Annotated in this window: 22 protein-coding genes; 6 read left to right on the forward strand and 16 right to left on the reverse strand. The window is 72.3% G+C overall.

Annotated features, from left to right (window positions below; translation table 11 throughout):
• Positions 1–89: 89 nt before the first annotated feature.
• On the reverse strand, positions 90–848 hold the full coding sequence (locus ACFY3J_RS06280; protein WP_384171758.1) for a TIGR00730 family Rossman fold protein: 759 nt from the start codon (positions 846–848) through the stop codon (positions 90–92).
• 194 nt (positions 849–1,042) lie between these two features.
• Entirely contained in the window at positions 1,043–2,122 is a 1,080-nt protein-coding gene (dapE, locus tag ACFY3J_RS06285) for a succinyl-diaminopimelate desuccinylase (RefSeq protein ID WP_390840402.1), read from the reverse strand.
• Positions 2,123–2,279: 157 nt separating this feature from the next.
• Here dapE and ACFY3J_RS06290 point away from each other — a divergent pair, with 157 nt between their 5' ends.
• Together ACFY3J_RS06290 and ACFY3J_RS06295 are read left to right on the forward strand one after the other, a co-directional pair.
• Positions 2,280–3,194, forward strand: coding sequence for a heavy metal transporter (locus tag ACFY3J_RS06290; protein ID WP_384171764.1), 915 nt, complete (start codon positions 2,280–2,282; stop codon positions 3,192–3,194).
• Between the two features lie 231 nt (positions 3,195–3,425).
• Positions 3,426–3,797: an ATP-binding protein gene (locus ACFY3J_RS06295; RefSeq protein ID WP_384171767.1), complete on the forward strand. Its 372-nt coding sequence runs from the start codon at positions 3,426–3,428 to the stop codon at positions 3,795–3,797.
• Positions 3,798–3,909: 112 nt separating this feature from the next.
• Here ACFY3J_RS06295 and ACFY3J_RS06300 read toward each other — a convergent pair whose 3' ends face one another.
• Both ACFY3J_RS06300 and fdxA read right to left on the reverse strand, forming a co-directional pair.
• Positions 3,910–5,031, reverse strand: coding sequence for a bifunctional succinyldiaminopimelate transaminase/glutamate-prephenate aminotransferase (locus ACFY3J_RS06300; RefSeq protein ID WP_384171770.1), 1,122 nt, complete (start codon positions 5,029–5,031; stop codon positions 3,910–3,912).
• Positions 5,032–5,144: 113 nt separating this feature from the next.
• Entirely contained in the window at positions 5,145–5,465 is a 321-nt protein-coding gene (gene fdxA, locus ACFY3J_RS06305) for a ferredoxin (protein ID WP_100568222.1), read from the reverse strand.
• 140 nt (positions 5,466–5,605) lie between these two features.
• Here fdxA and ACFY3J_RS06310 point away from each other — a divergent pair, with 140 nt between their 5' ends.
• The gene (locus ACFY3J_RS06310) at positions 5,606–6,745 is read left to right on the forward strand and encodes a GNAT family N-acetyltransferase (protein ID WP_390840403.1); all 1,140 of its coding nucleotides are present in this window, start codon (positions 5,606–5,608) and stop codon (positions 6,743–6,745) included.
• Between the two features lie 29 nt (positions 6,746–6,774).
• Complete coding sequence (locus ACFY3J_RS06315) at positions 6,775–7,626, forward strand: SirB1 family protein (protein ID WP_384171773.1); 852 nt, start codon at positions 6,775–6,777, stop codon at positions 7,624–7,626.
• A 266-nt stretch (positions 7,627–7,892) separates the two neighbouring features.
• Here ACFY3J_RS06315 and ACFY3J_RS06320 read toward each other — a convergent pair whose 3' ends face one another.
• From ACFY3J_RS06320 to mshB, 9 genes are all read right to left on the reverse strand, one after another.
• Positions 7,893–8,507, reverse strand: a complete 615-nt coding sequence (locus ACFY3J_RS06320) for a DNA-binding response regulator (RefSeq protein WP_225075431.1) — start codon at positions 8,505–8,507, stop codon at positions 7,893–7,895.
• Positions 8,504–9,706 carry a sensor histidine kinase gene (locus tag ACFY3J_RS06325; RefSeq protein ID WP_384172611.1) on the reverse strand — a complete coding sequence of 401 codons (1,203 nt, stop codon included), beginning with the start codon at positions 9,704–9,706 and terminating at the stop codon, positions 8,504–8,506. Before ACFY3J_RS06325 ends, ACFY3J_RS06320 begins: the two co-directional genes overlap by 4 nt.
• A 5-nt stretch (positions 9,707–9,711) precedes the next feature.
• Entirely contained in the window at positions 9,712–10,452 is a 741-nt protein-coding gene (locus tag ACFY3J_RS06330; RefSeq protein ID WP_141358700.1) for an ABC transporter permease, read from the reverse strand.
• Entirely contained in the window at positions 10,449–11,378 is a 930-nt protein-coding gene (locus ACFY3J_RS06335; RefSeq protein WP_384171777.1) for an ABC transporter ATP-binding protein, read from the reverse strand. The genes ACFY3J_RS06330 and ACFY3J_RS06335 overlap by 4 nt, the downstream gene beginning before the upstream one ends.
• A 107-nt stretch (positions 11,379–11,485) precedes the next feature.
• Positions 11,486–12,184, reverse strand: a complete 699-nt coding sequence (locus ACFY3J_RS06340; RefSeq protein WP_390840404.1) for a hypothetical protein — start codon at positions 12,182–12,184, stop codon at positions 11,486–11,488.
• A 300-nt stretch (positions 12,185–12,484) separates the two neighbouring features.
• Complete coding sequence (locus ACFY3J_RS06345) at positions 12,485–12,889, reverse strand: peptidase inhibitor family I36 protein (protein WP_390840405.1); 405 nt, start codon at positions 12,887–12,889, stop codon at positions 12,485–12,487.
• Positions 12,890–13,128: 239 nt separating this feature from the next.
• Positions 13,129–15,360, reverse strand: a complete 2,232-nt coding sequence (locus ACFY3J_RS06350) for a hypothetical protein (RefSeq protein WP_384171786.1) — start codon at positions 15,358–15,360, stop codon at positions 13,129–13,131.
• A gap of 159 nt (positions 15,361–15,519) precedes the next feature.
• Positions 15,520–15,936 carry a DUF6113 family protein gene (locus tag ACFY3J_RS06355; RefSeq protein WP_384171788.1) on the reverse strand — a complete coding sequence of 139 codons (417 nt, stop codon included), beginning with the start codon at positions 15,934–15,936 and terminating at the stop codon, positions 15,520–15,522.
• Positions 15,933–16,847 (reverse strand): N-acetyl-1-D-myo-inositol-2-amino-2-deoxy-alpha-D-glucopyranoside deacetylase, encoded by a 915-nt coding sequence (gene mshB / locus ACFY3J_RS06360; protein ID WP_390840406.1) that lies wholly within the window; start codon positions 16,845–16,847, stop codon positions 15,933–15,935. Before mshB ends, ACFY3J_RS06355 begins: the two co-directional genes overlap by 4 nt.
• A gap of 92 nt (positions 16,848–16,939) precedes the next feature.
• Here mshB and ACFY3J_RS06365 point away from each other — a divergent pair, with 92 nt between their 5' ends.
• Positions 16,940–17,386, forward strand: a complete 447-nt coding sequence (locus tag ACFY3J_RS06365) for a hypothetical protein (protein WP_384171794.1) — start codon at positions 16,940–16,942, stop codon at positions 17,384–17,386.
• A 67-nt stretch (positions 17,387–17,453) separates the two neighbouring features.
• On the opposite strand, the gene ACFY3J_RS06370 is transcribed toward ACFY3J_RS06365, so the two are convergent.
• The gene (locus ACFY3J_RS06370; protein WP_361413222.1) at positions 17,454–17,648 is read right to left on the reverse strand and encodes a hypothetical protein; all 195 of its coding nucleotides are present in this window, start codon (positions 17,646–17,648) and stop codon (positions 17,454–17,456) included.
• 198 nt (positions 17,649–17,846) lie between these two features.
• Between ACFY3J_RS06370 and ACFY3J_RS06375 the strand changes: the two genes are divergently transcribed.
• Positions 17,847–19,976: a prolyl oligopeptidase family serine peptidase gene (locus ACFY3J_RS06375; protein WP_390840407.1), complete on the forward strand. Its 2,130-nt coding sequence runs from the start codon at positions 17,847–17,849 to the stop codon at positions 19,974–19,976.
• Between the two features lie 100 nt (positions 19,977–20,076).
• Here ACFY3J_RS06375 and ACFY3J_RS06380 read toward each other — a convergent pair whose 3' ends face one another.
• Positions 20,077–21,171, reverse strand: coding sequence for an ABC transporter ATP-binding protein (locus ACFY3J_RS06380; RefSeq protein WP_390840408.1), 1,095 nt, complete (start codon positions 21,169–21,171; stop codon positions 20,077–20,079).
• Positions 21,152–22,138 carry an ABC transporter ATP-binding protein gene (locus ACFY3J_RS06385; RefSeq protein WP_384171804.1) on the reverse strand — a complete coding sequence of 329 codons (987 nt, stop codon included), beginning with the start codon at positions 22,136–22,138 and terminating at the stop codon, positions 21,152–21,154. The genes ACFY3J_RS06380 and ACFY3J_RS06385 overlap by 20 nt, the downstream gene beginning before the upstream one ends.
• Positions 22,139–22,143 lie beyond the last annotated feature (5 nt).

The following is a 22,143-nucleotide window of genomic DNA, read 5'->3' on the forward strand; positions in this document are numbered from 1 at the left end:
CAGCTCGGCCTTCGGCCGTCCCGTCCTCGCCATCCGACCATCATGCCGACCAAACACCAACTTACGCAGCGAATTAACGACTCAGGACACTAGCGGCCCGCCTCCTTCGACATCAGGGCCACCGCCTCCGCCACGTCGTCCGTGACGTGGAACAGGGTGAGGTCCGCCTGGGCCGCCTTGCCCTGGGCGATCAGGGTGTTCTCCAGCCAGTCGACCAGGCCGCCCCAGTACGCGGTGCCGAAGAGGACGATCGGGAACCGGGTGACCTTCTGGGTCTGCACGAGGGTCAGGGCCTCGAAGAGCTCGTCCAGGGTGCCGAGGCCGCCGGGCAGGACGACGAAGCCCTGCGCGTACTTCACGAACATCATCTTGCGGACGAAGAAGTAGCGGAAGTTGAGGCCGATGTCGACGTAGGCGTTCAGGCCCTGCTCGAAGGGCAGTTCGATGCCCAGGCCCACCGAGACGCCACCGGCCTCCAGCGCGCCCTTGTTCGCCGCCTCCATCGCGCCCGGGCCACCGCCCGTGATCACCGCGAAGCCCGCCTCGACCAGGCCACGGCCGAGCCGCACCCCCGCGTCGTACTCCGGCGAGTCCACCGCCGTCCGCGCGGAGCCGAACACGCTGATGGCGGGCGGGAGTTCGGCGAGCGTGCCGAAGCCCTCGATGAACTCCGACTGGATGCGCAGGACGCGCCAGGGGTCCGTGTGGACCCAGTCCGTGGGGGCGCGCTCGTCCAGCAACCGCTGGTCCGTGGTGCTCGTCTGGACCTGGCCACGCCGCCGGAGGACCGGTCCGAGTCGCTGCTCCTCCGGTGGCTGCTTCTTGCCCTCGGGATTGCCTGTCGGCATGTGCGCTCCCTCCGTGTGCGTGATGTTCCACCTCAGCGTAGATCCGCGGGGGTTACGAGAGGGGGACGTCGGTATGTCCGCCGTGAAGCGCCGTGCGGACGCCCGTGCCGGCGGTCTGACACTCGTGGCGGCGGTCGGACGCCCGTGCCGGCGGTCTGACACTCGTGGCGGCGGTCGGACGCCCGTGACGGCGGTCAGTCCGTCAGCCAGGCCCGCAGCCGCTCCTCGCCCGCGAGGATCTTGGCCGTCTCCACCCGCTCGTCGCGCTTGTGCGCCAAGTGGGGGTTGCCGGGGCCGTAGTTGACAGCGGGGATGCCCAGCGCCGAGAAGCGCGAGACGTCCGTCCAGCCGTACTTCGGGCGCGCGGTGCCGCCGACCGCCTCGATGAACGCGGCCGCGGCCGGGTGGTTCAGCCCCGGCAGGGCGCCACCGCTGTGGTCGTCGATCACGAACTCCGCCACCCCGCAGTCCGCGAACACCTCGCGGACGTGGGCGACGGCCTCCTCCTCGGTGCGGTCCGGGGCATAGCGGAAGTTGACCGTGACCACGCACTCGTCGGGGATGACGTTGCCCGCCACCCCGCCGGTGACGCCGACCGCGTTGAGGCCCTCGCGGTACTCCAGGCCGTCGATGACCGGATAGCGCGGCTGGTACTCGGCGAGCCGCCGCAGGATCGGCGCGGCGGCGTGGATGGCGTTGGAGCCCATCCAGCCGCGCGCCGAGTGAGCCCGCTCGCCCGTGGTCCTCAGCAGCACCCGCAGCGTGCCCTGGCAGCCGCCCTCGACCTCGCCGTCGGAGGGTTCGAGCAGCACGGCGAAGTCGCCGGCCAGCCACTCCGGGTGCGCCTCGGCGACGTGCTTGAGGCCGTTCAGCTCGGCGGCGACCTCCTCGTTGTCGTAGAAGACGAAGGTCAGGTCGCGGTTGGGGGCGGGGACCGTGGCCGCGATGCGCAGCTGGACCGCCACGCCGGACTTCATGTCGCAGGTGCCGCAGCCCCACAGGACGCCGTCCTCGTCGAGCCGCGAGGGGACGTTTCCGGCGATCGGGACCGTGTCGATGTGGCCGGCCAGGATCACCCGCTGCGCGCGCCCGAGGTTCGTGCGGGCGACGACGTTGTTGCCGAAGCGGTCGACCGTCAGGTGCGGCAGGGCGCGCAGGGCGGCCTCGATCGCGTCGGCGAGCGGCTTCTCGGTGCCGCTCTCCGAGGGGAAGTCGACGAGTCGCGCGGTCAGGCGTGCGGCGTCCAGCGTGAGGTCAAGCGGGTTATCGGCCATGCGGTCGACCCTAACCCGGCGAACCGCCCGAACGTCGCCGCGCGTTGTCCACACCTGCCTCATGCGCCCCGCGGGCCTCCAGTACCTTGTAGGCGTGCCGCACCCTCCCCCCTCATCCAAGCGTCGTGGCCGCCTCCTCCGGTTCGGGGCGGCCGTCGTGGTCCTTCTCGGGCTCGCGGGCTACCTCTCGGTGCAGTACCTCACCGGAGGCACCGGAGGCCCGGGCTGCGAGGTCGTCTCCGGCAAGGGGGACGGCGCGTCGTACCGGTTCACGCCGGAGCAGGCGGTGAACGCGGCGACGATCGCGGCCGTCGGCACCGGGCGCGGCATGCCCGAGCGGGCGGTGACCATCGCACTGGCCACCGCCCTCCAGGAGTCCGCGCTGCGCAACATCGACTTCGGCGACCGGGACTCCCTCGGCCTGTTCCAGCAGCGGCCCTCACAGGGCTGGGGCACGCCGGAGGAGATCATGGACCCGGCCTACTCGGCGGGGATCTTCTACGAGCACCTGAACAAGGTCCCCGGCTACACGCGGCTGCCGCTGACCGTGGCCGCCCAGCGCGTGCAGCGCAGCGGCTTCCCGCAGGCGTACGCCAAGCACGAGCCGGACGCGACGCTGCTCGCCGCCGCGCTCACCGGGCGCTCCGGGGCCACGCTGGCCTGCCGGGGCCGCCCGGGGCCCACCCGGACCAGCGGACCCGACGCGGTGCGTGCCGCGCTCGTACGGGACTTCGGCCGGGACGTGGTGCAGGAGGCGGGAGCGGAGGTCGGCGGCAAACCGTCGCCGACGCCCACCCCGAGCCCGGCCGCGAGCGGGGACGGGCGGACCGTGACGGTGCCCGTGCCCGACGACACGGCCGCCGCCGGGCGCGGCGCGCGGCAGCGCGGCTGGCAGCTGGCGCACTGGGCGGTGGCCAACGCCTCCGCGCTGCACATCGAGCAGGTCTCCTACGGCGGCTGGCAGTGGACGGCCGGGATGACCGACAGCCGGTGGCGGACGGCGCAGACGCGGGGTGCCGCCGGAGCGGAGCGGGCGGCGGGCTCGGTCCTCATCACCACGACCGCGCGTTAGTACGGGTCCTCACTCCGACGGGTCACCCCTCCCAAGGGCGCCGGAGCCCTTGGGAGCACAGGGCGGCAAGGGGTTCTGCCGCCGCCCCCGACGAGCACCGAGTGCCTTTTGTTCGGTTTTACGCGTACCCGATAATGCGACGCGTTACCAACTCTTTACGTTGGCCCGCCGCAACCTTCGCGGACTTCGAGCGGTAGTCAGAGCGTCCGTTCCCTCCGTCGAAGGAGCAACATGTCCCTCCCCCTGACCCGCCGGATCGCCCGTGCCGCGCTGCTCGTCGCTGCGGGAGCGGCCGCCGGGATCGGTGCGGCCGGAGCCGCGAGCGCTGCCCCCGAGCTGCCGGCCGCCCCGAACCTCGGCGGGCTGACCGCCCTGGACGGGGCGAGCGTCGGCAACACCGTGGACGGCGCCGCGCAGCACGTCGCCGGGGTCGCGGGCGACACCGGCGGCAAGGTCGTGAAGCAGGCGACGCCGACGGCGCGGAAGGCGGCGGGCGACGCGGCGGGGTCCGCCGGAGGGCTCCTCGGCGGCGCCACGAACACGGCGGCCAAGGGCGGGCTGCCGACACAGTCCCTGCCGGTCTCCGGTCTGCCTCTCGGCTGAGCGCCCGAACGACCGACGGGGTCCGGGGTTTCCTCCCCGGACCCCGTCGGCGTGCGGATCCATCGGCGTGCGGAGCCCGTCCGCGCGTGGGCGCGGGTACCGCCGTCGCGGACTACTCGGCCAGGCGCTCCACCGCGGCGCGGACCCGCTCGTCCGTCGCCGTCAGCGCGACGCGCACGAAGTCCGCGCCCGCCGGACCGTAGAAGTCGCCGGGGGCGACCAGGATGCCTCGTTCGGCAAGGTGGGCGACCGTGGTCCAGCAGGACTCGTCGCGGGTGGCCCAGAGGTAGAGGCTCGCCTCGCTGTGCTCGATGCGGAAACCGTGGGCGAGGAGGGCCCGGCGCAGGTCCGTGCGGCGGGCGGCATAGCGTTCGCGCTGCTCGCGGACGTGGGTGTCGTCGCCGAGGGCGGCCACGACCGCCGCCTGCGTCGGCGCCGAGGTCATCATGCCGCCGTGCTTGCGGATCTCCAGCAGAGGGCCGAGGACGGCCGGGTCGCCGGCCAGGAAGGCGGCGCGGTAGCCGGCCAGGTTCGAGCGCTTGGACAGCGAGTGGACCGCGACGATGCCCTCGTACGAGCCGCCGTTCACGTCCGGGTGCAGTACCGAGACCGGATCCGCCTCCCAGCCCAGCTCCAGGTAGCACTCGTCGGAGAAGACCAGCACGCCGTGCTCGCGGGCCCAGGCGACGATCCTCTTCAGCTCCTCCTTGGGCAGCACCTGGCCCGTGGGGTTGGAGGGCGAGTTCAGCCACAGCAGCTTCAGGCCCGCCGGGTCCAGCTCCGTGGGGCCCGGTGCGCCGGCGCCCGGTGTCGCCGAGTAGACGAGGTGCTCGGCGCCGGCCAGGCGGGCGCCGACCTCGTAGGTCGGGTAGGCCAGGCGCGGGTACGCGACCTTGTCGCCGGGGCCGAGGCCCAGTTGGGTGGGGAGCCAGGCGACCAGTTCCTTGGAGCCGACGATCGGCAGGACGTGCCGGTGGGTGACGCCCCGCGCGCCGAGGCGGCGCTCGACCCAGCCGGTGATCGCGTCACGCAGTTCGGGCGTGCCCCACACCGTCGGGTAGCCCGGGGAGTCCGCGGCCGCGATCAGCGCCTTCTGGATCAGGTCGGGGACCGGGTCCACCGGGGTGCCGACCGACAGGTCGACGATGCCGTCCGGATGGGCTGCGGCCGTCTTCTTGTACGGCTCCAGCTTGTCCCAGGGAAAGGCGGGGAGCCGGTCGGAGAGTGCGGACACGGGGATCAGGCTCACTTTCTGGTCCGGAAAACGCCTCGGTCCCGTGCGGCGGGCGGAGCGCTGGAGTGCGATCAGGCCGTACGGGACCGAGGCGGCGCGAAGGCGGGCCGCTCTTACTGGTTCTGCGGCGGCAGCGCGGCGATAATGGGGTGGTCGCGCTCGATCAGCCCCAGCTTGCTGGCGCCACCGGGAGAGCCGAGCTCGTCGAAGAACTCGACGTTGGCCTTGTAGTAGTCCTTCCACTCCTCGGGAGTGTCGTCCTCGTAGAAGATCGCCTCGACCGGGCAGACCGGTTCACAAGCTCCGCAGTCGACGCATTCGTCCGGGTGGATGTACAAGGACCGCTGGCCCTCGTAGATGCAGTCGACCGGGCACTCCTCGATGCACGCCTTGTCCTTGACGTCGACACAAGGCTGCGCGATGACGTAGGTCACGCTGTCGTTCCTCCTCGATAGGGCGCTGGCGGGCCTCCACAGGCTCCGCCGCCTGGCGCGCGGGAGCGCGGCGTCGTCGATGCCCGCCCCTAGTATCTCCGTTCCGGGGCATGATCCGAACAGGAGGGGTGAACAGACCTGTGGAAATATCGGCGACAGGGCGCCTCGAGGTCCGAATCACCGCTGCTGACGTGGGCAAACGGGTCTCAATACGGCGCTTGAGCGAACCTGGCGCGCCGGGTGAGAAGTTCACCGACACGGTCGGAGTTCTCACATCATGGGACCACGGTGTGCTGCTGATCACACGAAAGAGTGGCGAGACCGTGCGGATCGCGGAGTCCTCCCTGGTCGCGGGCAAGGTCGTACCGGCCGCACCGGCCAGGCGGCGGGGTCCGGCGGCCACGTACGAGGAACTCGCGCGCGCGGCGGCGCGGGCCTGGCGGCCGGTGGAGAGCGAGCCGTTGGGCGGGTGGGAACTCCGGGCGGCAGTCGAGCAGGTGCCGCGCGAAGCACGTCGACGGGGGGTGGTGGTCGGGCGACGGGCGGGCTTCACGCGCCGCGCCAACTCGGTGCTGCCGCTCGGCGATCCCGGACTTCCGCTCGACGCGGCCCTGGCCGCCGTACGACGCTGGTACGGCGAGCGCGGCCTGCCCGCGTACATCCAGACGGCCACCGGCGCCGACGGCACGCAGGAACTGCTGTGCGCGGAGCTGGAGCGGCGGGGCTGGGTGCGCGAGGTGACCGCCGAGCTGTGGATCGGGGCGCTCGCGCCGGTCGCCGACCGGGCCGAGGGTTCCGGGGTCGTGCTGTCCCGCACGGCCGACGAGGCGTGGCTTGCGCGTTACCAGCGCAAGGGGGTGAGCGAGGTGGCCCTGAGGGTGCTCGGCAGCGGGCCGTCGGTGTGGTTCGCGACGGTGCCCGGTGAGGGCGGTGTCCCCGCGGCGATCGGACGCTGCGTCGTCGACGGCCGCTGGGCGTCCTTCGCCGCCGTCGAGGTGGATCCGGCGCTGCGGCGACGGGGGCTCGCCACCACCGTGCTCGCCGCGCTCGCCCGCAGGGCCCTCGACGAGGGCGCGTCGGCGGCCTGGCTCCAGGTCGAGAACGACAACGCCGCGGCGCGGGCGCTGTACGCCGGCATGGGTTTCGGCGCGCACCACTCGTACCACCACTACCGCGCCCCGGAATCCGGCGACGACGGCCACCCGCGGCCGTCGCGGGCGGAGCCAGCGCCGGGGCTCCCGTCGGGGCCCCCGCGAAACTCCGGCGCCCGTCCGTCGTAGGGATCGTCGTGAAAGGGCACGAGCCTGCTATGCGTCCCCTGCATCCGCCGTCTCCGGAACGATCCGCCGCGGTGCGCCGGTGGTTCGGCGAGGAGGTGCGGTCCGAGCGGCCGGACCTCGCGACGCTGTGCCTGCTGGTGGGCGCGGCGGCCGACGGGACGCTGGACGAGGCCGGTATGGACGCGGCGCAGCTGGAGCTGGACCGGCTCGCGGGACAGCTGCCGTACCGGCCGGGCGGGCCGCGGGACTGGGCGCAGGCCCTGTGCGAACTGCTCGGCGAGCGGTACGGCTTCCACGGCTCGGCGGCGGACTACCAGCGGCTGGAGTCGTCCCTGCTGCACGAGGTGCTGGTGCGGCGGCGCGGGCTGCCCATCCTGCTGTCGGTGGTGTGGATGGAGGTCGCGCGGCGGGCCGGGGCGCCGGTGTACGGGGTCGCGCTGCCCGGGCACTTCGTCGTGGGGTTCGGGACGGCCGGGGAACAGGTGCTCGCGGACCCGTTCGACGGGGGCCGGGTGCTCACGGGGGCGGACGCCGAACTGCTGGTGGTCGGGGCGACGGGCGCGCCGCTGCACCCGTCGATGCTGGTTCCCGCCTCTCCCTTGGAGGTCGTGTCCCGGATCCTGAACAACATCCGGGCCTGGGCGGCCATACGGCCCGAGCGGTCGGACGTGGCGCTGTGGGCGGTGGAGCTGTCGCTGCTGCTGCCGTCGCATCCGGCGCGGCTGCGTTACGAGCGGGCGCAGTTGCTGGTGCAGCGCGGGGACTTCGTGGGCGGGGCCCGGGAGCTGGAGGCGTACGCCGATGTGCTGGGCGCGGTGGACGAGCCCGCGGCCGAGCAGGTACGGGGGCAGGCGCGGGCCGCGCGGGCCCTGCTGAACTAGTGCTGTGACCGGAAAGGCTTGCCGGGAAGCTCGCGGCGTCCGGTGCTGGGGGCACCTCCCACGCCGTTCAGGCAGTGGGGGAACATCGCAAGGCGGAGCATGACCCGCGTACTGGACGTACTCGGGTGATGCGACAACGCGGCTGGGGGTCCCCCCTGCTCGAAGAGCTTGGGGGGAGCCGTGCCGGGCGTCGCGAGCCGGTGAACCTCTCCGGTCACAGCACCAGGGGCGCTCGCGCGGCCGTCCGGCGTACCCGGCGAGCGCTGCTACAGCCAGCCCTTCTCCCGTGCGATGCGCACCGCCTCCGTCCTGTTGCGCACCGCGAGTTTCTGGATCGCGGTCGACAGGTAGTTGCGGACCGTGCCCTGGGACAGGTGGAGGGCTGCGGCCAGCTCGGCGTTCGTGGAGCCGTCGGCCGCGGCGCGCAGGACCTCGCGCTCCCGGTCGGTCAGCGGATTGGCGCCCTCGGCCAGTGCCGCCGCGGCCAGCGTGGGATCGATGACCCGCTCGCCGCCGAGCACCTTCCGTACCGCCGCGGCGAGTTGCGCGGCCGGGGCGTCCTTGACCAGGAACGCGTCCGCGCCCGCCTCCATGGCGCTGCGCAGATAGCCGGGGCGGCCGAAGGTGGTGAGCACGACCAGTTTCACCGCGGGCAGTTCCTTGTGGAGCCGGGCGGCCGCCTCGATGCCGGTGCAGCCGGGCATCTCGATGTCGAGCAGGGCCACGTCGACGCCGTGGGCGTGCGCCGCCGCCACGACCTCGTCCCCGCGCGCCACCTGGGCGACGACCTCGATGTCCTCCTCGAGGCCGAGCAGGGCGGCCAGTGCCTCGCGGACCATCGACTGGTCCTCGGCCAGGAGGACCTTGATCGTTCGGCTCATGCCGGGGATCCTACGTCCGCGGGGGAGGCGAGAGGCACCCGGGCGACGAGCCGGAAGCCGCGCCCGGCGCGCTCCGCCTCCAGTTGCCCGCCCGCCTTCTCCAGGCGCTCGGCCAGGCCCGTCAGACCGTTGCCGGGGCCCTTGCCCACGCTGCCGGAGCCGCCCGGGCCGTTGTCCTCGACGCAGAGTTCGAGGAACGGCCCGTCCAGGGTCTGGCGGCGCACCAGGTCGACGGTGCACCGGGTCGCGCCACTGTGCCGTACGACGTTGGTGACCGCCTCGCGCAGCGCCCAGGCGAGCGCGGACTCGCTCTCCTCGGGGACGCCGTGCAGGTCGGGCTCGGCGGGCACGTCGGCGGTGACGTCGGCGGCGGTCAGCGCCACCTGGGCGCCCGCCAGTTCGGCGTGCAGGCGGGGGCGGCGGTAGCCGGTGACGGCCTCGCGGACGTCGACCAGGGCCTGGCGGCTGACGTGTTCGATGTCGGCGACCTGCTGGGCCGCCTTGTCGGGGTGGTCCGGCAGCATCCGGCCGGCCAGCTCGCTCTTCAGCGTGATCAGCGAGAGCGAGTGGCCGAGCAGGTCGTGCAGGTCGCGGGCGAGCCGCAGCCGCTCCTCGTTGGCGGCGAGCTGGGCCACGGTGGCGCGGGCCTTGCGCAGGTCGATCGTGGTGCGCACGAGTTGCCGTACGCCGGTCATCGCGAAGCCGACGAGCATCACCAGCAGGAACAGGGTCCACTCGCCCTCGGCGCCCGTGTGCCGGGCGACGAGCAGCATCACGGCCGTGGTCAGCGGGATCGTCCAGTAGGCGATCCGCAGCGGGTTCGTCGCGCCGCAGGCCACGGAGACGTACACGAACAGGCCGATCCACGGCGAGCCGAGGGTCAGGCACAGCACGACGGAGAGCGCGCCGAGCGCGGCGACGAGCCGGCCGACGACCGCCCCGGAGAACGGCCGGCCCATGTTCCGGTAGACCAGCATCAGATAGGTCCCGGTGAAGGCCACGAGGCCCGCCCAGCCGGCCGCGGTGGCGGCGGCCGTGTGGGCGCCCGAGACCAGGTCGTGGACCGGCGAGCTGAGGAAGATCAGCCAGGGCAGGATCCACACCAGTTTGCGCAGCGCCTCGCCCCCGTTCCGGGGCGGTACCCCCATGCGCATCAGCCGGTCCCCCCGGGCTTCGCCGGGCCGCGCGTCTTCCGTCATGGCGCTCACGCCTTCAGCGTGTCCTTCCGGTACAGCCAGGCCGCGCCGCCCGCGAACAGGGCGAAGAAGACGACGAGGATGGCGATGTCCTTCGCGTGCGGGGCCTGGCTCTCCTCGATCGCCCGCCCCAGTGCAGCGTACGCGTGCGTGGGCAGCCACTCGGCGATGTCCTGAAGCCACCGCGGGAAGGTGGTCGAGGGCATCCACAGACCGCCGAGCATGGACAGACCAAAGTAGATGATCATCGTGATCGGGCGGACCGCGTCCCCGGTGGCGAGGTAGCCGATGGCGACGCCGAGCGCGGCGAAGACCAGGCTGCCGGCCCAGATCGCGCCGGTGAGGGCGAGCCACTGCCAGGCCTCCAGGCGGACCTGCTTGACGGCGGCGGCGACCACGAAGACGACGACGATGGACGGCAGGCTGACCACGGCGGCGCCGGCGGTCTTGGCGAGGACGTAGCCGCGCCCGGGCAGGGGGGTGAGCCGCAGCTGCCGTACCCAGCCGCTCTCGCGCTCCTTGGCGATGCGCTCGCTGTTGCCCATGAGCACGGCGGTGAGCGCGCCGAAGGAGGCCATGGAGACCATCATGTAGGTCGGGACGGTCAGGCCGGTGCCGTCGACCTTGGTGACGCCGTCCGCCTTGCCCGCGATGATCAGGAAGAGGATCGAGGGGTAGAGCACCGAGAAGAACAGGAACTTGCGGTTGCGCAGGGCGCGGGCGAGCTCCAGCCGGATCAGACTGTTCACGACTGCCTGGCCTCCTCGGCCTCGGTGATGGCGACGAAGGCCTGCTCGAGCCCGAGCCCGGCGACTTCGAGGTTGCGGGGGTAGACGCCGAGCGCGTACAGGGCGTGCACGGTCGCGTCGGCGTCGGAGGACTGGATGCGGACGGTCTGGCCGCTCACGGTCATCGAGGTCAGGAAGGGCAGATCGCGCAGGGCGGCCTCGTCGATGGGGCCCTGAAGGTCGAAGGAGACGCGTCGCGCCCCCGCCTTCGCCTTGATCTCGGCGGCGGTGCCGTCGGCCAGCAGCCGTCCCCGGTGCAGCACCAGCACCCGGTCGGCGATGGCGTCGGCCTCCTCCAGGTAGTGGGTGGCGAACAGGACCGCGCGGCCCTGGTCGGCCTGTTCGCGCATGGTGGCCCAGAAGGCCTGGCGGGCGGAGACGTCCATGCCGGTGGTCGGCTCGTCCAGGACGATCAGGTCGCTGTCGCCGGCGGTGGCCAGGGCGAAGCGGACGCGCTGGGCCTGCCCGCCGGAGAGCTTGTTCACCTTGCGGTCGGCGATCTGGGAGATGCCGGCCCGGGCCAGCACGTCGGCGGTCTTGTACCGCTTGGGGTGCAGGTCGCAGGCGAGCCGCACCAGTTCGGCGACGGTGACGTCCTCCATCAGCCCGCCGCTCTGCAGCATGGCGCCCACGCGCCCGGCGACGATCGCCTCGCGCGGGCTGGTGCCGAAGACGCTGACGGTGCCGCTGTCGGCCTGCCGGAGGCCGAGCAGCAGGTCGAGGGTGGTCGACTTGCCGGCGCCGTTCGGGCCGAGCAGGGCCACGGTCTCGCCCGGACGCAGGGCGAGGGTCAGCCCGTCCACGGCCCGTACGTCCCCGTAGCTCTTGGTCACCTGGTCGAACCCCACCACCGTGGTGGTGCCGGCTCGCTCCGCTGTTGTCGTCATGGCCGCCATGCTGGCCGACGGGCGGGGTTGCCGGGCAGTGTCGGCGGTCCTGACTCCCGTATGACAGATGTCATGGCGCCACACGGCGGCCGGCCGGCCGCCTCAGCTCAGCGGAGCACCTGGGCCGCCTTCCGCAGAGCGCTCTGCCACCGCTGCCGAACGTCTTCGAGGTCCTGCTTGTTGGCCTCGATGATCTTGTTCTGGTAGGTGGTCTCGACGGACTGCCAGACCGTCACGTAGTCCACCTGCTGCTTGCATTTCACATCGGCCACCGCGGTGGCGATCTCGCGAGTACGGGTCTTCTTCGGGGCGGCGGAGTCCCCCTCGCCCTCGGTCCACCAGGTCGGGTCGCCGGCGGCGGCATGGGGATCCGCGTAGGTGTGGCCGGCCTTCTTCATACAGGCACTCCACTTGGCGTTCACGGCCTTGGCCCGGCTGTCCGCCTCCGTGCGTTTCCATCCTTGCTGCTGCGCCAGGTCGACGGCGTTCAACGCCTCCAGCCGGAGCAGGCCGAGCTGCTTCAGGGCCTCGCCGCGGCAGCCGCCCGTGAGGCTCGTTCCGGTCGTCGCCCCGTCACGGCCGGTGTAGGCCTTGGTGAGCGCATCCGTCATGAGGGCCTTGCGCTTCTTCTCCTGCCGCGTCTCCTCGGCCAGTTGCTCGGCGGTCACGCCGGCCGGCGGAGCCAGGTGATAGCCGTACACGCGCACGGTTCCGGGGTCGGTGACCCCGTAGCGCCGCTCATTGGCCGAACGCGCCACGCCCAGCCGCTTCGGACGAGCGGGCCAGGTGTATCCCTTCGCCTTCATGCACGTACCGGCCAGTTCGTCGACGGCCTGGTCGAGAACGGCTCGCTGCTCCGCGCTGACGCCATAGGAATCAAGGGGAAGGACCGGCGTCGGAACACCGGCAACGGTCTTCGTGGCCGGAGAGGAAGAGATCTCGGGTTCGCTCCCCGTCCGGCCACCCGATTGACATGCCGACAGCAGCACGACGGAAAGGGCGGCAATGCCGACGGCCACTGAGCTCTTCCGCATCGGTTCAGACGCTTTCTTCGCTGGAGAAGCTCCGAACGGGATGCGCCCCGAGACAGGGGCGCATCGTCGCGTTCAGTTCGGGCAGGCGGAGTTCGAGCCGAAGCAGTGCGAACTCGCCGTGTTGTCGTTGGGTACCTGATTGATCTGTTCACCCGGGGGAATAGCGGTGAGGGCACCGGTGTATCCGGAGTACTGGTAGAAGTACACCAAGGTGTCAGGGTCCATGTTCTTCACCGAGGACATGGTGTTGTCGATGAGGGTGCTGGTGCCGTAGTACGTGCTGCCGTTGTAGTTGGGCTTGCTGTAGAGCGTGTCGTACAGGCCGCCGCTGTAGTTCGCGAGTCTGTAGATACATACCTCGCCGCCACCCGAGGACTCACACACACCGTTGTAACTGCCGGCGGAAGCGGTGCCGCTGAATCCCAGAACCAGCGCCGCGCTCGCCAGTCCCACGAGGGCTTTCTTCCTTGCGCTCATCCACTCACCAATCCTGTACTCATACCCACTGAAGTCGGCAGGCGCTGGAATGAGCGCACAACGAATCCCCGACCCCATGGGGTGAACTTGGTTTGGCCCATGCGCCGGAGCGATCTTAGGCGGTCACGCGAGTACAGGAGGGATTGATTTCGGTCATTCGCAAGCAGCATCTGGACGCCCTCCGAACGTGAGAGGGCGCCCCGGCCATGGACCGGGACGCCCCCTCGAAATGCTCGCCGCTAACTCGGGTTGGTCTCGATCACACCGACCCGGTCCGCCGCCGTCTTGCCGAGCAGGGCCTTGTGCATGGCACCGATGACGTCCTCGGGCGTCACGGGGGTCTTCTTGCCGTTGCCCCGGGTGACCAGCACGCTGTCGTAGGCGCCGCCGTACAGCTCCTTCAGCGCGGCCTTGTCGTAGTACTCGACCAGCTTGTTGCCGACCGGCTTGACGGCGAGGAACCTCCACAGGGAGTTCTGGGGGCTGAACTTGACTTCCACCCCTCCCGCCTCGATCGCGACAATGCCCGACATCGCCGGCTCCGCGAACTCCTTCATCATCCGGTCGACCTCGGCATTGGAGACCGTCGGCTGCCTGGTGGCCGTGGGCAGCTGGGCCGGCGTGGCCGTGCCCGTCTCCACCTGCGCGCGGTACGCCTGCTGGACCAGCTGGGTCGAGCCGCCGACGTCGATGCCCTTGCCCGGCTTGCCGTAGACGGCGACGGCCTTGCCGGACTGGAACTTGATGCCGCCCTCGGTCATCGACCCGTCGCCGCCCGAGAGGCTCTGCAGGGCGACCTGGAGCTTCTCCTCGTCGACCGGCATCCGCGGCTCGATCACCCGGTGGTTGCCGAACAGCGAGCCGATCACCGACACGGGGTTGTAGTCGCTCGTCGCGGCCGAGCTGGCTGTGGCCTGGGTGTCGAACTGGAGCCCGGCCTGGTCGGGCTTGAGGGTGACGGTCCTGCCCTCGACCGACAGCTTCAGCGGCTGGTTCACCCGGCCGCCGAAGGCGTCGTCGAGCTTCTTGACCGCGTCGTCGCGGGTGCCGCCGCCGATGTCGACGCCGAGCACGGTGGTGCCCTTGGGCACGTCGGAGTGGTTCATCAGCAGCCCGGCGCCGTAGGCGACACCGGCGACGAAGATCACGGCGCCGCAGAGCAGGACGAGCTTGTTGCGGCCCTTCTTCTTGGCCTTGGGCGCGGCGGGGGCCGCGGCGGCGCTCTGCGGGGCCGGCTCGGACAGCCCCGGCGGCATGTGCGCCTGCGGCCCGCTCCAGTCGGCCTCCGGCCCGAACGGCGAGTCGGGACCGGGCTGGATCACGGGCATGCCGCTGGTGACGGTGTTCCCGGAGACGTTGTCCGGCCGGGCGCCGTAACCGGGGGTGCCCGGCTGCGGAACCTGCTGCTGCGGGGTGAGGACAGCGGTGTCGTCGCTCAGACCGCCGCCGGGACGCGCCGTGCGCGCGCCGGGGGCACCGCCCGGGTGTCCCGCGCCCGCGGCGGGACCCGCGGGTGCGCCGACCCCGGGCGGCCGCAGCGGTCCGTCGCCGGTGACGGGACCGCCCGTCGGGCCCGTGGGGCCCTGCGGACCGCCCGGCACACCGGGGGCGCCCGGACCGCCCAGGCCGCCGGTGCCGCTCGGGCCGCCCTGGCCGTCGCGTCCGCCGTGCCCGTTGTCGGAGAAGTACGCGAGGTCCTCGCGGCGCGGCTCGTCGCCGGGGCGGGGGCCGCCGGCGAGCGGGCCCGCGGCCAGCGCCTCGGTGACGTCGAAGGACCCCGTGCCGCCGCCGTGGCCGGGGGCGACGGGACCCCCGGTGACCCCGGGCAGCCCGGCGCCGTTGGTGGAGCCGGGGCGGGAGCCGTTGGCCGCCCCGGGCACGTTCATGGAGCCGACCACGCCGCCGGGGCGGGCCCCGCCGGAAGAGCCCGGAACGGAGGAGCCGGCACCCGAGGGCCCGGGGACGGAGGCTCCCGGACCGGAAGCGCCGGGGCCCGACCCGTTCGCCGCGGGTGCGCCCGAACCACCGGGCACTCCCGCGCCGTTGGTGGAGCCGCCGCCCTGACCGCCTTTGTTCGCCTGGGGCTTGCGGGGCGCGAACCAGTCGCTGGTCACCTTCTCCCCGGCCGGTGCCGCGGGTTCGGCGGGCGGTTCGACGACGGCCTCGGGCGCCGGGGCGGACGGCTGCTGGGCCTCGCCGCCGGTGTCCTGGGCGCTGTTCTCGGATCCCTCCGAGGAGACGGGCGTACGCACGACGACCGGCGGGATCGGCCGGGATCCGGGGATGTTGATCCGGATCCGGGTCGTCAGCGTGGTCTCCGTCTTGCGTTCCTCGGGCTGCGTGGCCGAACGGCTCGCGTCCGCACGGTCGTCGGAGACCGCCGGGATTCCGTACGGCGGGGTCCCCGAGGGGTAGGCGGCTCCGCCGCGCCCGTTGGGCCCGGACGACGGAGTGTCAGTTTCACGACTCAAGGCAGGTTCTCCCGATTGGCTCCGCCGCACGTTACGACCTCAGTGCGGGCGGCTCGGCGGCGCGCGCACCACCATACTGGCCACTCCGGGCCCTTATCCCAGGACCGCTGGGTAAACCCCCACCGGACACGCACCGGCACCACGGGAAGAAGTGGTACGTCACTTGCCAAGTCGGGCGTCGCGGTCGTGCCGTTGCCGCCCCGGCGCAAGAGTGGCGCAGATCACAGCAACGGCCATGCCGCCGAGCAGGAAGAGATAGGAGCCGCTCTCGGCCGCGAAGAAGAAGTCGCCTTCGGGGCGGCTGGCGGTGAGCACGAACACGGTGACGATCCAACCGGCCGCGCCCGCCACGGCCCCGCCCCGGCTGCGCGCGGCCCGCGCCCCGCCCAGGAACAGCCCGGCGGCGCCCGCGAGCGCGAGCAGCAGCCCGCCGGGGAACCAGGCGGCCTGCACCAGGGCGCCCGCGACCGCGACAACCGCGCCGAGCAGGAAGAGCCCGAGATACGCGGCGGCCCGCCCGACGGAGGGCGGCTTGAGGGGCTGCGCGAGCATCGGGCCCCCGCCCCCTGAACTCATGACGCCTCCTTCTCTGTCCCGGCGAACAGATCGACCCCGGCGAACAGGTCGGTCTCCCGCTCCCCCTTCCCGGCTCCGGGTTCCCCGCGCACCAGCTCGTAGAACTCGGTGGTGAAGACCGGCTGGGCGAGCTGGTTGGACAGGGCGAAGTACGGCTCGGCCATCTCGATCTGGGTGGCGTGCGCGGCCATCGCGGCGGCCTTGGCGGCGGCGTACGCGCTGCCGTCGACCGCCGTGGTGACGCGCTCGTCGCCGACGACTCCGGGAACGTCGTCGATCGTCGCCGGCTCGTCGAACGGCAGCCCCGGCAGGTCGTCCTCGAGCCGTGCGAAGGCGGCCTCGGCGACCGGACGCGGGACGCGGTTCCAGTACACCTTGGCGATCCGCCAGGGCTCGCCGAGGTCGGGGCGTACGGCGGGGTCGGCGGCCAGGTCCGCGGCGCGCATCGCGACCCGGTGGGCCTGGATGTGGTCGGGGTGGCCGTAGCCGCCGTTGTCGTCGTAGGTGACGAGGACCTGCGGGCGCACCTCCCGGATCACGGCGACGAGGTGCTCGGCGGCGCTGTCGAGGCCGGCCTGCCACAGGCAGTCCGGGTCGTCGTTGTCGGCGAGCCCCATCATCCCGGAGTCCCGGTACCGCCCGGCGCCGCCGAGCAGCCGGAAGTCCTCGACTCCGAGCTCCCGCATGGCCGCGGCCAGCTCCTGCCTCCGGTACGTCCCGAGCCCGGCCGACCCCTCCAGGTGCCGCAGCTCCTCCGGGATGACCTCGCCCAGCTCCCCGAGCGTGCAGGTCACCAGCGTCACCAGGGCGCCCTCGGCCGCGTACCGCGCCATGGTCGCGCCGTTGTTGATCGACTCGTCGTCGGGATGCGCGTGCACCAGCATCAGCCGCCGAGCGGCCCGTTCCGTCATGGGTCCCACCCTACGAGGGGCCGGGCCCCGCCCCCGGCGCGGGCCGCCGGGCTCCCGGCGAAGCTGTCATATGCATGTCGTAAGTTGGGGGCATGTCGTCGCAGCCGCAGTACAGCGCTCCGGTCCCGCCCGCATCACCGGCACCGACGCCTTCCCGGCGCCCCGGTGCCGTCCCGGTCGTCGCGCTGGTGGCGGGCCTCCTGGCCGGCGGGGGCGCCGTGGGCGCGGCCTGGGCTCTGAGCGATGACGGCCGGTCCACCGCGAACGCCCCGGCGGACGACGCGCGCGACGCGTGCCGCGCCCTCAGCGGATTCGACGAGTCGAAGTACGGCGCGAAGGGGCCGGAGGGCGACATCGCGTTGAACCGGTTCGCCGCCGCCGGTGTGCTCTCGGCGTCGGCGGCCGCGGGCGACAAGCGGTACGAACCGCTCGCCGAAAGCATCCGGCGAGCGCAGGCGCTCCATGCGCAGACCTTCGACTTCGGCAAGGAAGTGAAGAAGGAACTGGCGAAGGCACGGGACGCCTGCGGCGATCTCTGACCCGGAAGCCGGTTCCGATCCGGAACCCGGCCCCGGCGGGGCCGGGCGAGCGGGGCGCCGGACGACATCAGAACTTGAAGCTGCCGATCATCCCCGCGATGTTCGTGGTGAGTTCGCTGATCGTGGGGGCGACCGTGGAGGACGCCAGGTAGAAGCCCAGGAGCATGCACACGACCGCATGACCGGCCTTGAGGCCTGACTTCTTGATCAGCAGGAAGACGATGATCGCCAGCAGCACCACCGCCGAAATCGAGAGTGCCACGGCGGTTCACCTCCAAAGATCCCAGGACGCGGGGGGTGTCGGGGGTATCGGGGGTCGTCGGACTATGAGGGGCAGATAAATCCACACAGTGGGCAGCAGGTTCATACCCACTATGCGCTAACGATCATAACTATCCGCACGCGCGCATCGATCGGCGCACGGCCGCACAAGGGGGCGCATGGCCAATATGGTCATGGCATGACGACCGAGCCTGTCTCCTTCCCCCGACGGCACGCGCGCACCCAGCGGTTCACGCTCGGCGCGCCGCGCGCGTTCACCGTGGCTCCCGACGCCTCCCGCGTCGTGTTCCTGCGCTCCGGATCCGGCACCGACCGGGCCAACTCCCTTTGGGTGCTCGACCTTGACGACGGCGCGGAGCGCATGGCCGCCGACCCGCGCGCCCTCCTCGGCGGCGCCTCCGAGCACCTCTCGGCCGAGGAACGGGCCCGCCGCGAACGCAGCCGCGAGGGTGGCGCGGGCATCGTCGGCTACGCCACCGACACCGCTGCGGAGTTGGCGTCTTTCGCCTTGTCAGGGCGGCTTTTCACGGCCGAGTTGCGAGCGGGTACGGCACGCGAACTGCCCGTCCCCGGGCCGGTGATCGACCCCCGTCCGTCCCCCGACGGACGGCACGTCGCCTACGTCACCGCCGGGGCCCTGCGGGTGGTGGGTGCCGAGGGCGACGGCGACCGGGCGCTCGCCGAACCGGAGTCCGAGGGCGTCGCCTACGGCCTCGCGGAGTTCATCGCGGCCGAGGAGATGCACCGTTCCCGCGGCTTCTGGTGGGCGCCGGAGTCGGACCGGCTGCTCGTGGCGCGCGTGGACGACACGCCGGTGCGGCGGTGGTGGATCTCGGATCCGGCGCATCCCGGGCGGGAGCCGAGCCGCGTCCCCTACCCGGCCGCCGGCACCCCCAACGCGGACGTACAGTTGTTCGTGTTCGGTCTGGACGGGACCCGCACGGAGGTCCTCTGGGACCGCTCCCGTTACCCGTATCTGGCTCATGCGCACTGGTCAGCGGCAGGGGCGCCGCTGCTCCTCGTGCAGGCGCGCGACCAGCGCAGCCAGCTGTACCTGGCGGTGGACCCGGAGTCCGGCGCGACCCGTATGGTGCACGCGGACGAAGATCCAGATTGGCTTGATCTTTTCCCCGGGGTGCCGTGCTGGTCCCCCTCCGGGCAGCTCGTGCGACTCGCCGACGAGGGCGGCGCGCGGGTGCTGGCGGTCGGTGAACGACCGCTCACGGGAGCGCAGTTGCACGTGCGGGCCGTGCTGGACGTGTCGGACGACGACGTGCTGGTCTCCGCCTCGGCCGGCGAGGAGGCGGCCGAGCCGGAGACCGGTGAGGTGCACGTCTACCGCGTCAACGAGCTGGGCGTGGAGCGCGTGAGCCAGGAGCCCGGCGTGCACACCGCGGTGCGCGCCGGGGGCGTGGCCGTCCTCGTCTCCGCCACGCTCGACCGGCCGGGCGCCCGGGTGCGGGTGGTGCGCGAGGGCCGGACGGTGGCCACCATCCGCTCCCACGCCGAAGATCCCGGTTTGTCCCCGCGCGCGACCCTCACCCAGGGGGGCGCACGCCGAATCCCGTGCGCCGTGCTTATGCCTACGGACTACCCCCGTGACACTGCCGCCTCCGCCCCCCTGCCCGTCCTCCTCGACCCCTACGGCGGCCCGCACGGCTCCCGTGTGGTGGCCGCGCACAACGCGCACCTCACCTCCCAGTGGTTCGCCGACCAGGGCTTCGCGGTGGTCGTCGCCGACGGCCGCGGCACCCCGGGCCGCTCCCCCGCCTGGGAGAAGGCCGTCCACCACGACTTCACGGTCACCCTCGACGACCAGATCGAGGCCTTGCGGGACCTTGCCAAGACGTATCCGCTCGACCTCGGCCGGGTGGCGATCCGCGGCTGGTCCTACGGCGGCTACCTGGCCGCCCTGGCCGTGCTGCGCCGCCCGGACGTCTTCCACGCGGGCATCGCGGGCGCCCCGGTCACCGACTGGCGCCTGTACGACACCCACTACACCGAGCGGTATCTGGGCGACCCGGAGCAGGCTCCCGGGGTGTACGCCCACAGCTCCCTGGTCACCGACGACGGGCTGTCCTCGCCCGCCGAGCCGCACCGGCCGCTGATGATCGTGCACGGTCTGGCCGACGACAACGTGGTGGTCGCCCACGCCCTGCGGCTGTCCTCCGCCCTGCTCGCCGACGGGCGCCCGCACGAGGTGCTGCCGCTGTCCGGGGTCACCCACATGACGCCGCAGGAGCAGGTCGCCGAGAACCTGCTGCTGCTCCAGGTGGACTTCCTCAAGCGTTCCCTCGGGCTCGGCTGAGCGCCGGCGGGACACCGCACACGGGCATGGGGCCGGGGGGCACGCGACACGCCGCCCCGGCCCCGTCCCGGGCCGTGAGGGCGTCCGCGCGCCGACGCGGTCACGGTGCCCTATTGCCGCTCCCCTGTCCCCCGGTGTCCCGCTCCTCCGGCGGCACCACCTGGAGCTCCGCCGCGTAGTGGCACGCCGAGGGGTGCACCGCCGGCCCGGTGTCGTGCCGGAACTCCGCGGGCACCGTCAGCTCCGGCACCTCCAGCGTGCAGCGCTCCCGCGCCTTCCAGCAGCGGGTGCGGAAGCGGCAGCCGGAGGGGATGTTCGTCGGGGACGGCACGTCTCCCGAGAGGATGATCCGCTCCCGGCGTTCCCGTGCCCCCGGGTCCGGCACGGGAACGGCGGACAGCAGCGCCTGGGTGTAGGGGTGCGTCGGATGGTCGTAGATCTGCTCGTCGGTGCCGATCTCGACGATCCGGCCGAGGTACATGACCCCCACCCGGTCGGAGATGTGCCGCACGATCGACAGGTCGTGCGCGATGAAGACGTAGGACAGGTCGAACTCGTTCTGAAGCCGCTCCATCAGGTTGATCACCTGGGCCTGCACCGAGACGTCGAGCGCGGAGACCGGCTCGTCGGCGACGATGATCTCGGGACGCAGGGCCAGTCCTCGGGCGATGCCGATGCGCTGGCGCTGACCGCCGGAGAACTGGTGCGGATAGCGGTTGACGTACTCCGGGTCGAGGCCGACCACGTCCAGCAGCTCCCGCACCCTGCGGCGCCGGTCGCCCTTGGGGGCCGCCTCGGGGTGGATCTCGTACGGCTCGCCGATGATGTCGCCCACCGTCATACGGGGGTTGAGCGAGGTGTACGGGTCCTGGAACACCATCTGGATGTTGCGGCGCACCGCCTTCAGTGCCCGGCCGGACAGCCGGGTGATGTCCTCGCCCCGGTAGTGGATCTCGCCCGCGGTGGGCCGCTCCAGGTTGCACAGCATCTTCGCGACCGTGGACTTGCCGCAGCCGGACTCGCCCACGATGCCGAGAGTTTCGCCCCGGGCCAGGGTGAAGTCGACGCCGTCGACCGCCTTGACCGCCCCGATCTGCTTCCTGAACAGGACGCCCCGGGTGAGCGGGTAGTGCTTGACGAGCCCGCTGACCTCCAGGATCGGCTCGGCCGTCCGCTCAACCGTCTGCTCTGCCATCCAGGCACTCCCTCCAGAAGTGGCAGGCGCTCGCGCGGCTTTCGGAGACCTCGTACAGGGGCGGTACGTCCGTGCGGCACACGTCCCGGGCCATGGGGCAGCGCGGGTGGAAGGCGCAACCGGGCGGGATCGCCCGGAGGTTGGGCGGCAGGCCCTTGATGGCGTAGAGCTCCCGGCCCTTGTGGCCCAGGCGCGGGATCGAGTCCAGCAGGCCCTTGGTGTACGGGTGGGCGGGCGCCTTGTAGATGTCGTGCACCGGCGCGGACTCCACGATCCGGCCCGCGTACATCACCGCGATCCGGTCCGCGACGTCGGCGACCACGCCCAGGTCGTGGGTGATGAGGACGAGCCCCATGCGGTACTCGCGCCGGAGTTCGGCGAGCAGGTCCATCACCTGGGCCTGGACGGTGACGTCGAGAGCGGTGGTCGGCTCGTCGGCGATGATGAGCGCCGGTTCCAGGGAAAGCGCCATGGCGATCATGATGCGCTGGCGCATGCCGCCGGAGAACTGGTGCGGGTAGTCGCGGACGCGCTGCCCGGCGGCCGGGATGCGCACCCGGTCCATCAGCTCCACGGCCCTGGCGCGCGCGTCCTTGCGGGACATGCCCCGGTGCACGACGAACATCTCACCGAGCTGGTCGCCGACGGTCAGCACCGGGTTCAGCGCGGACAGCGCGTCCTGGAAGATCATCGCCATCTCGGCGCCCCGGATCCGCCGCCGTTCGTCCTCCTTCAGTTCCAGCAGGTCCCTGCCGCGGAAGAGGATCCGCCCGCCGCTGATCCGGCCGGGCGGCACGTCGAGGATGCCCATGACCGCCTGCGCGGTCACGGACTTGCCGGAGCCGGACTCCCCGAGCACGGCGAGCGTCTCCCCGGAGTCCACCTCGTAGCCGACTCCGTTGACGGCGTGGACGATCCCGTCCCGGGTCCGGAACTCCACGTGCAGATCACGGACTTCGAGCAGCAAGGCGC

Origin of the sequence: Streptomyces sp. NPDC001231 (assembly GCF_042896885.1) — a bacterium.
Lineage (GTDB): Bacteria > Actinomycetota > Actinomycetes > Streptomycetales > Streptomycetaceae > Streptomyces.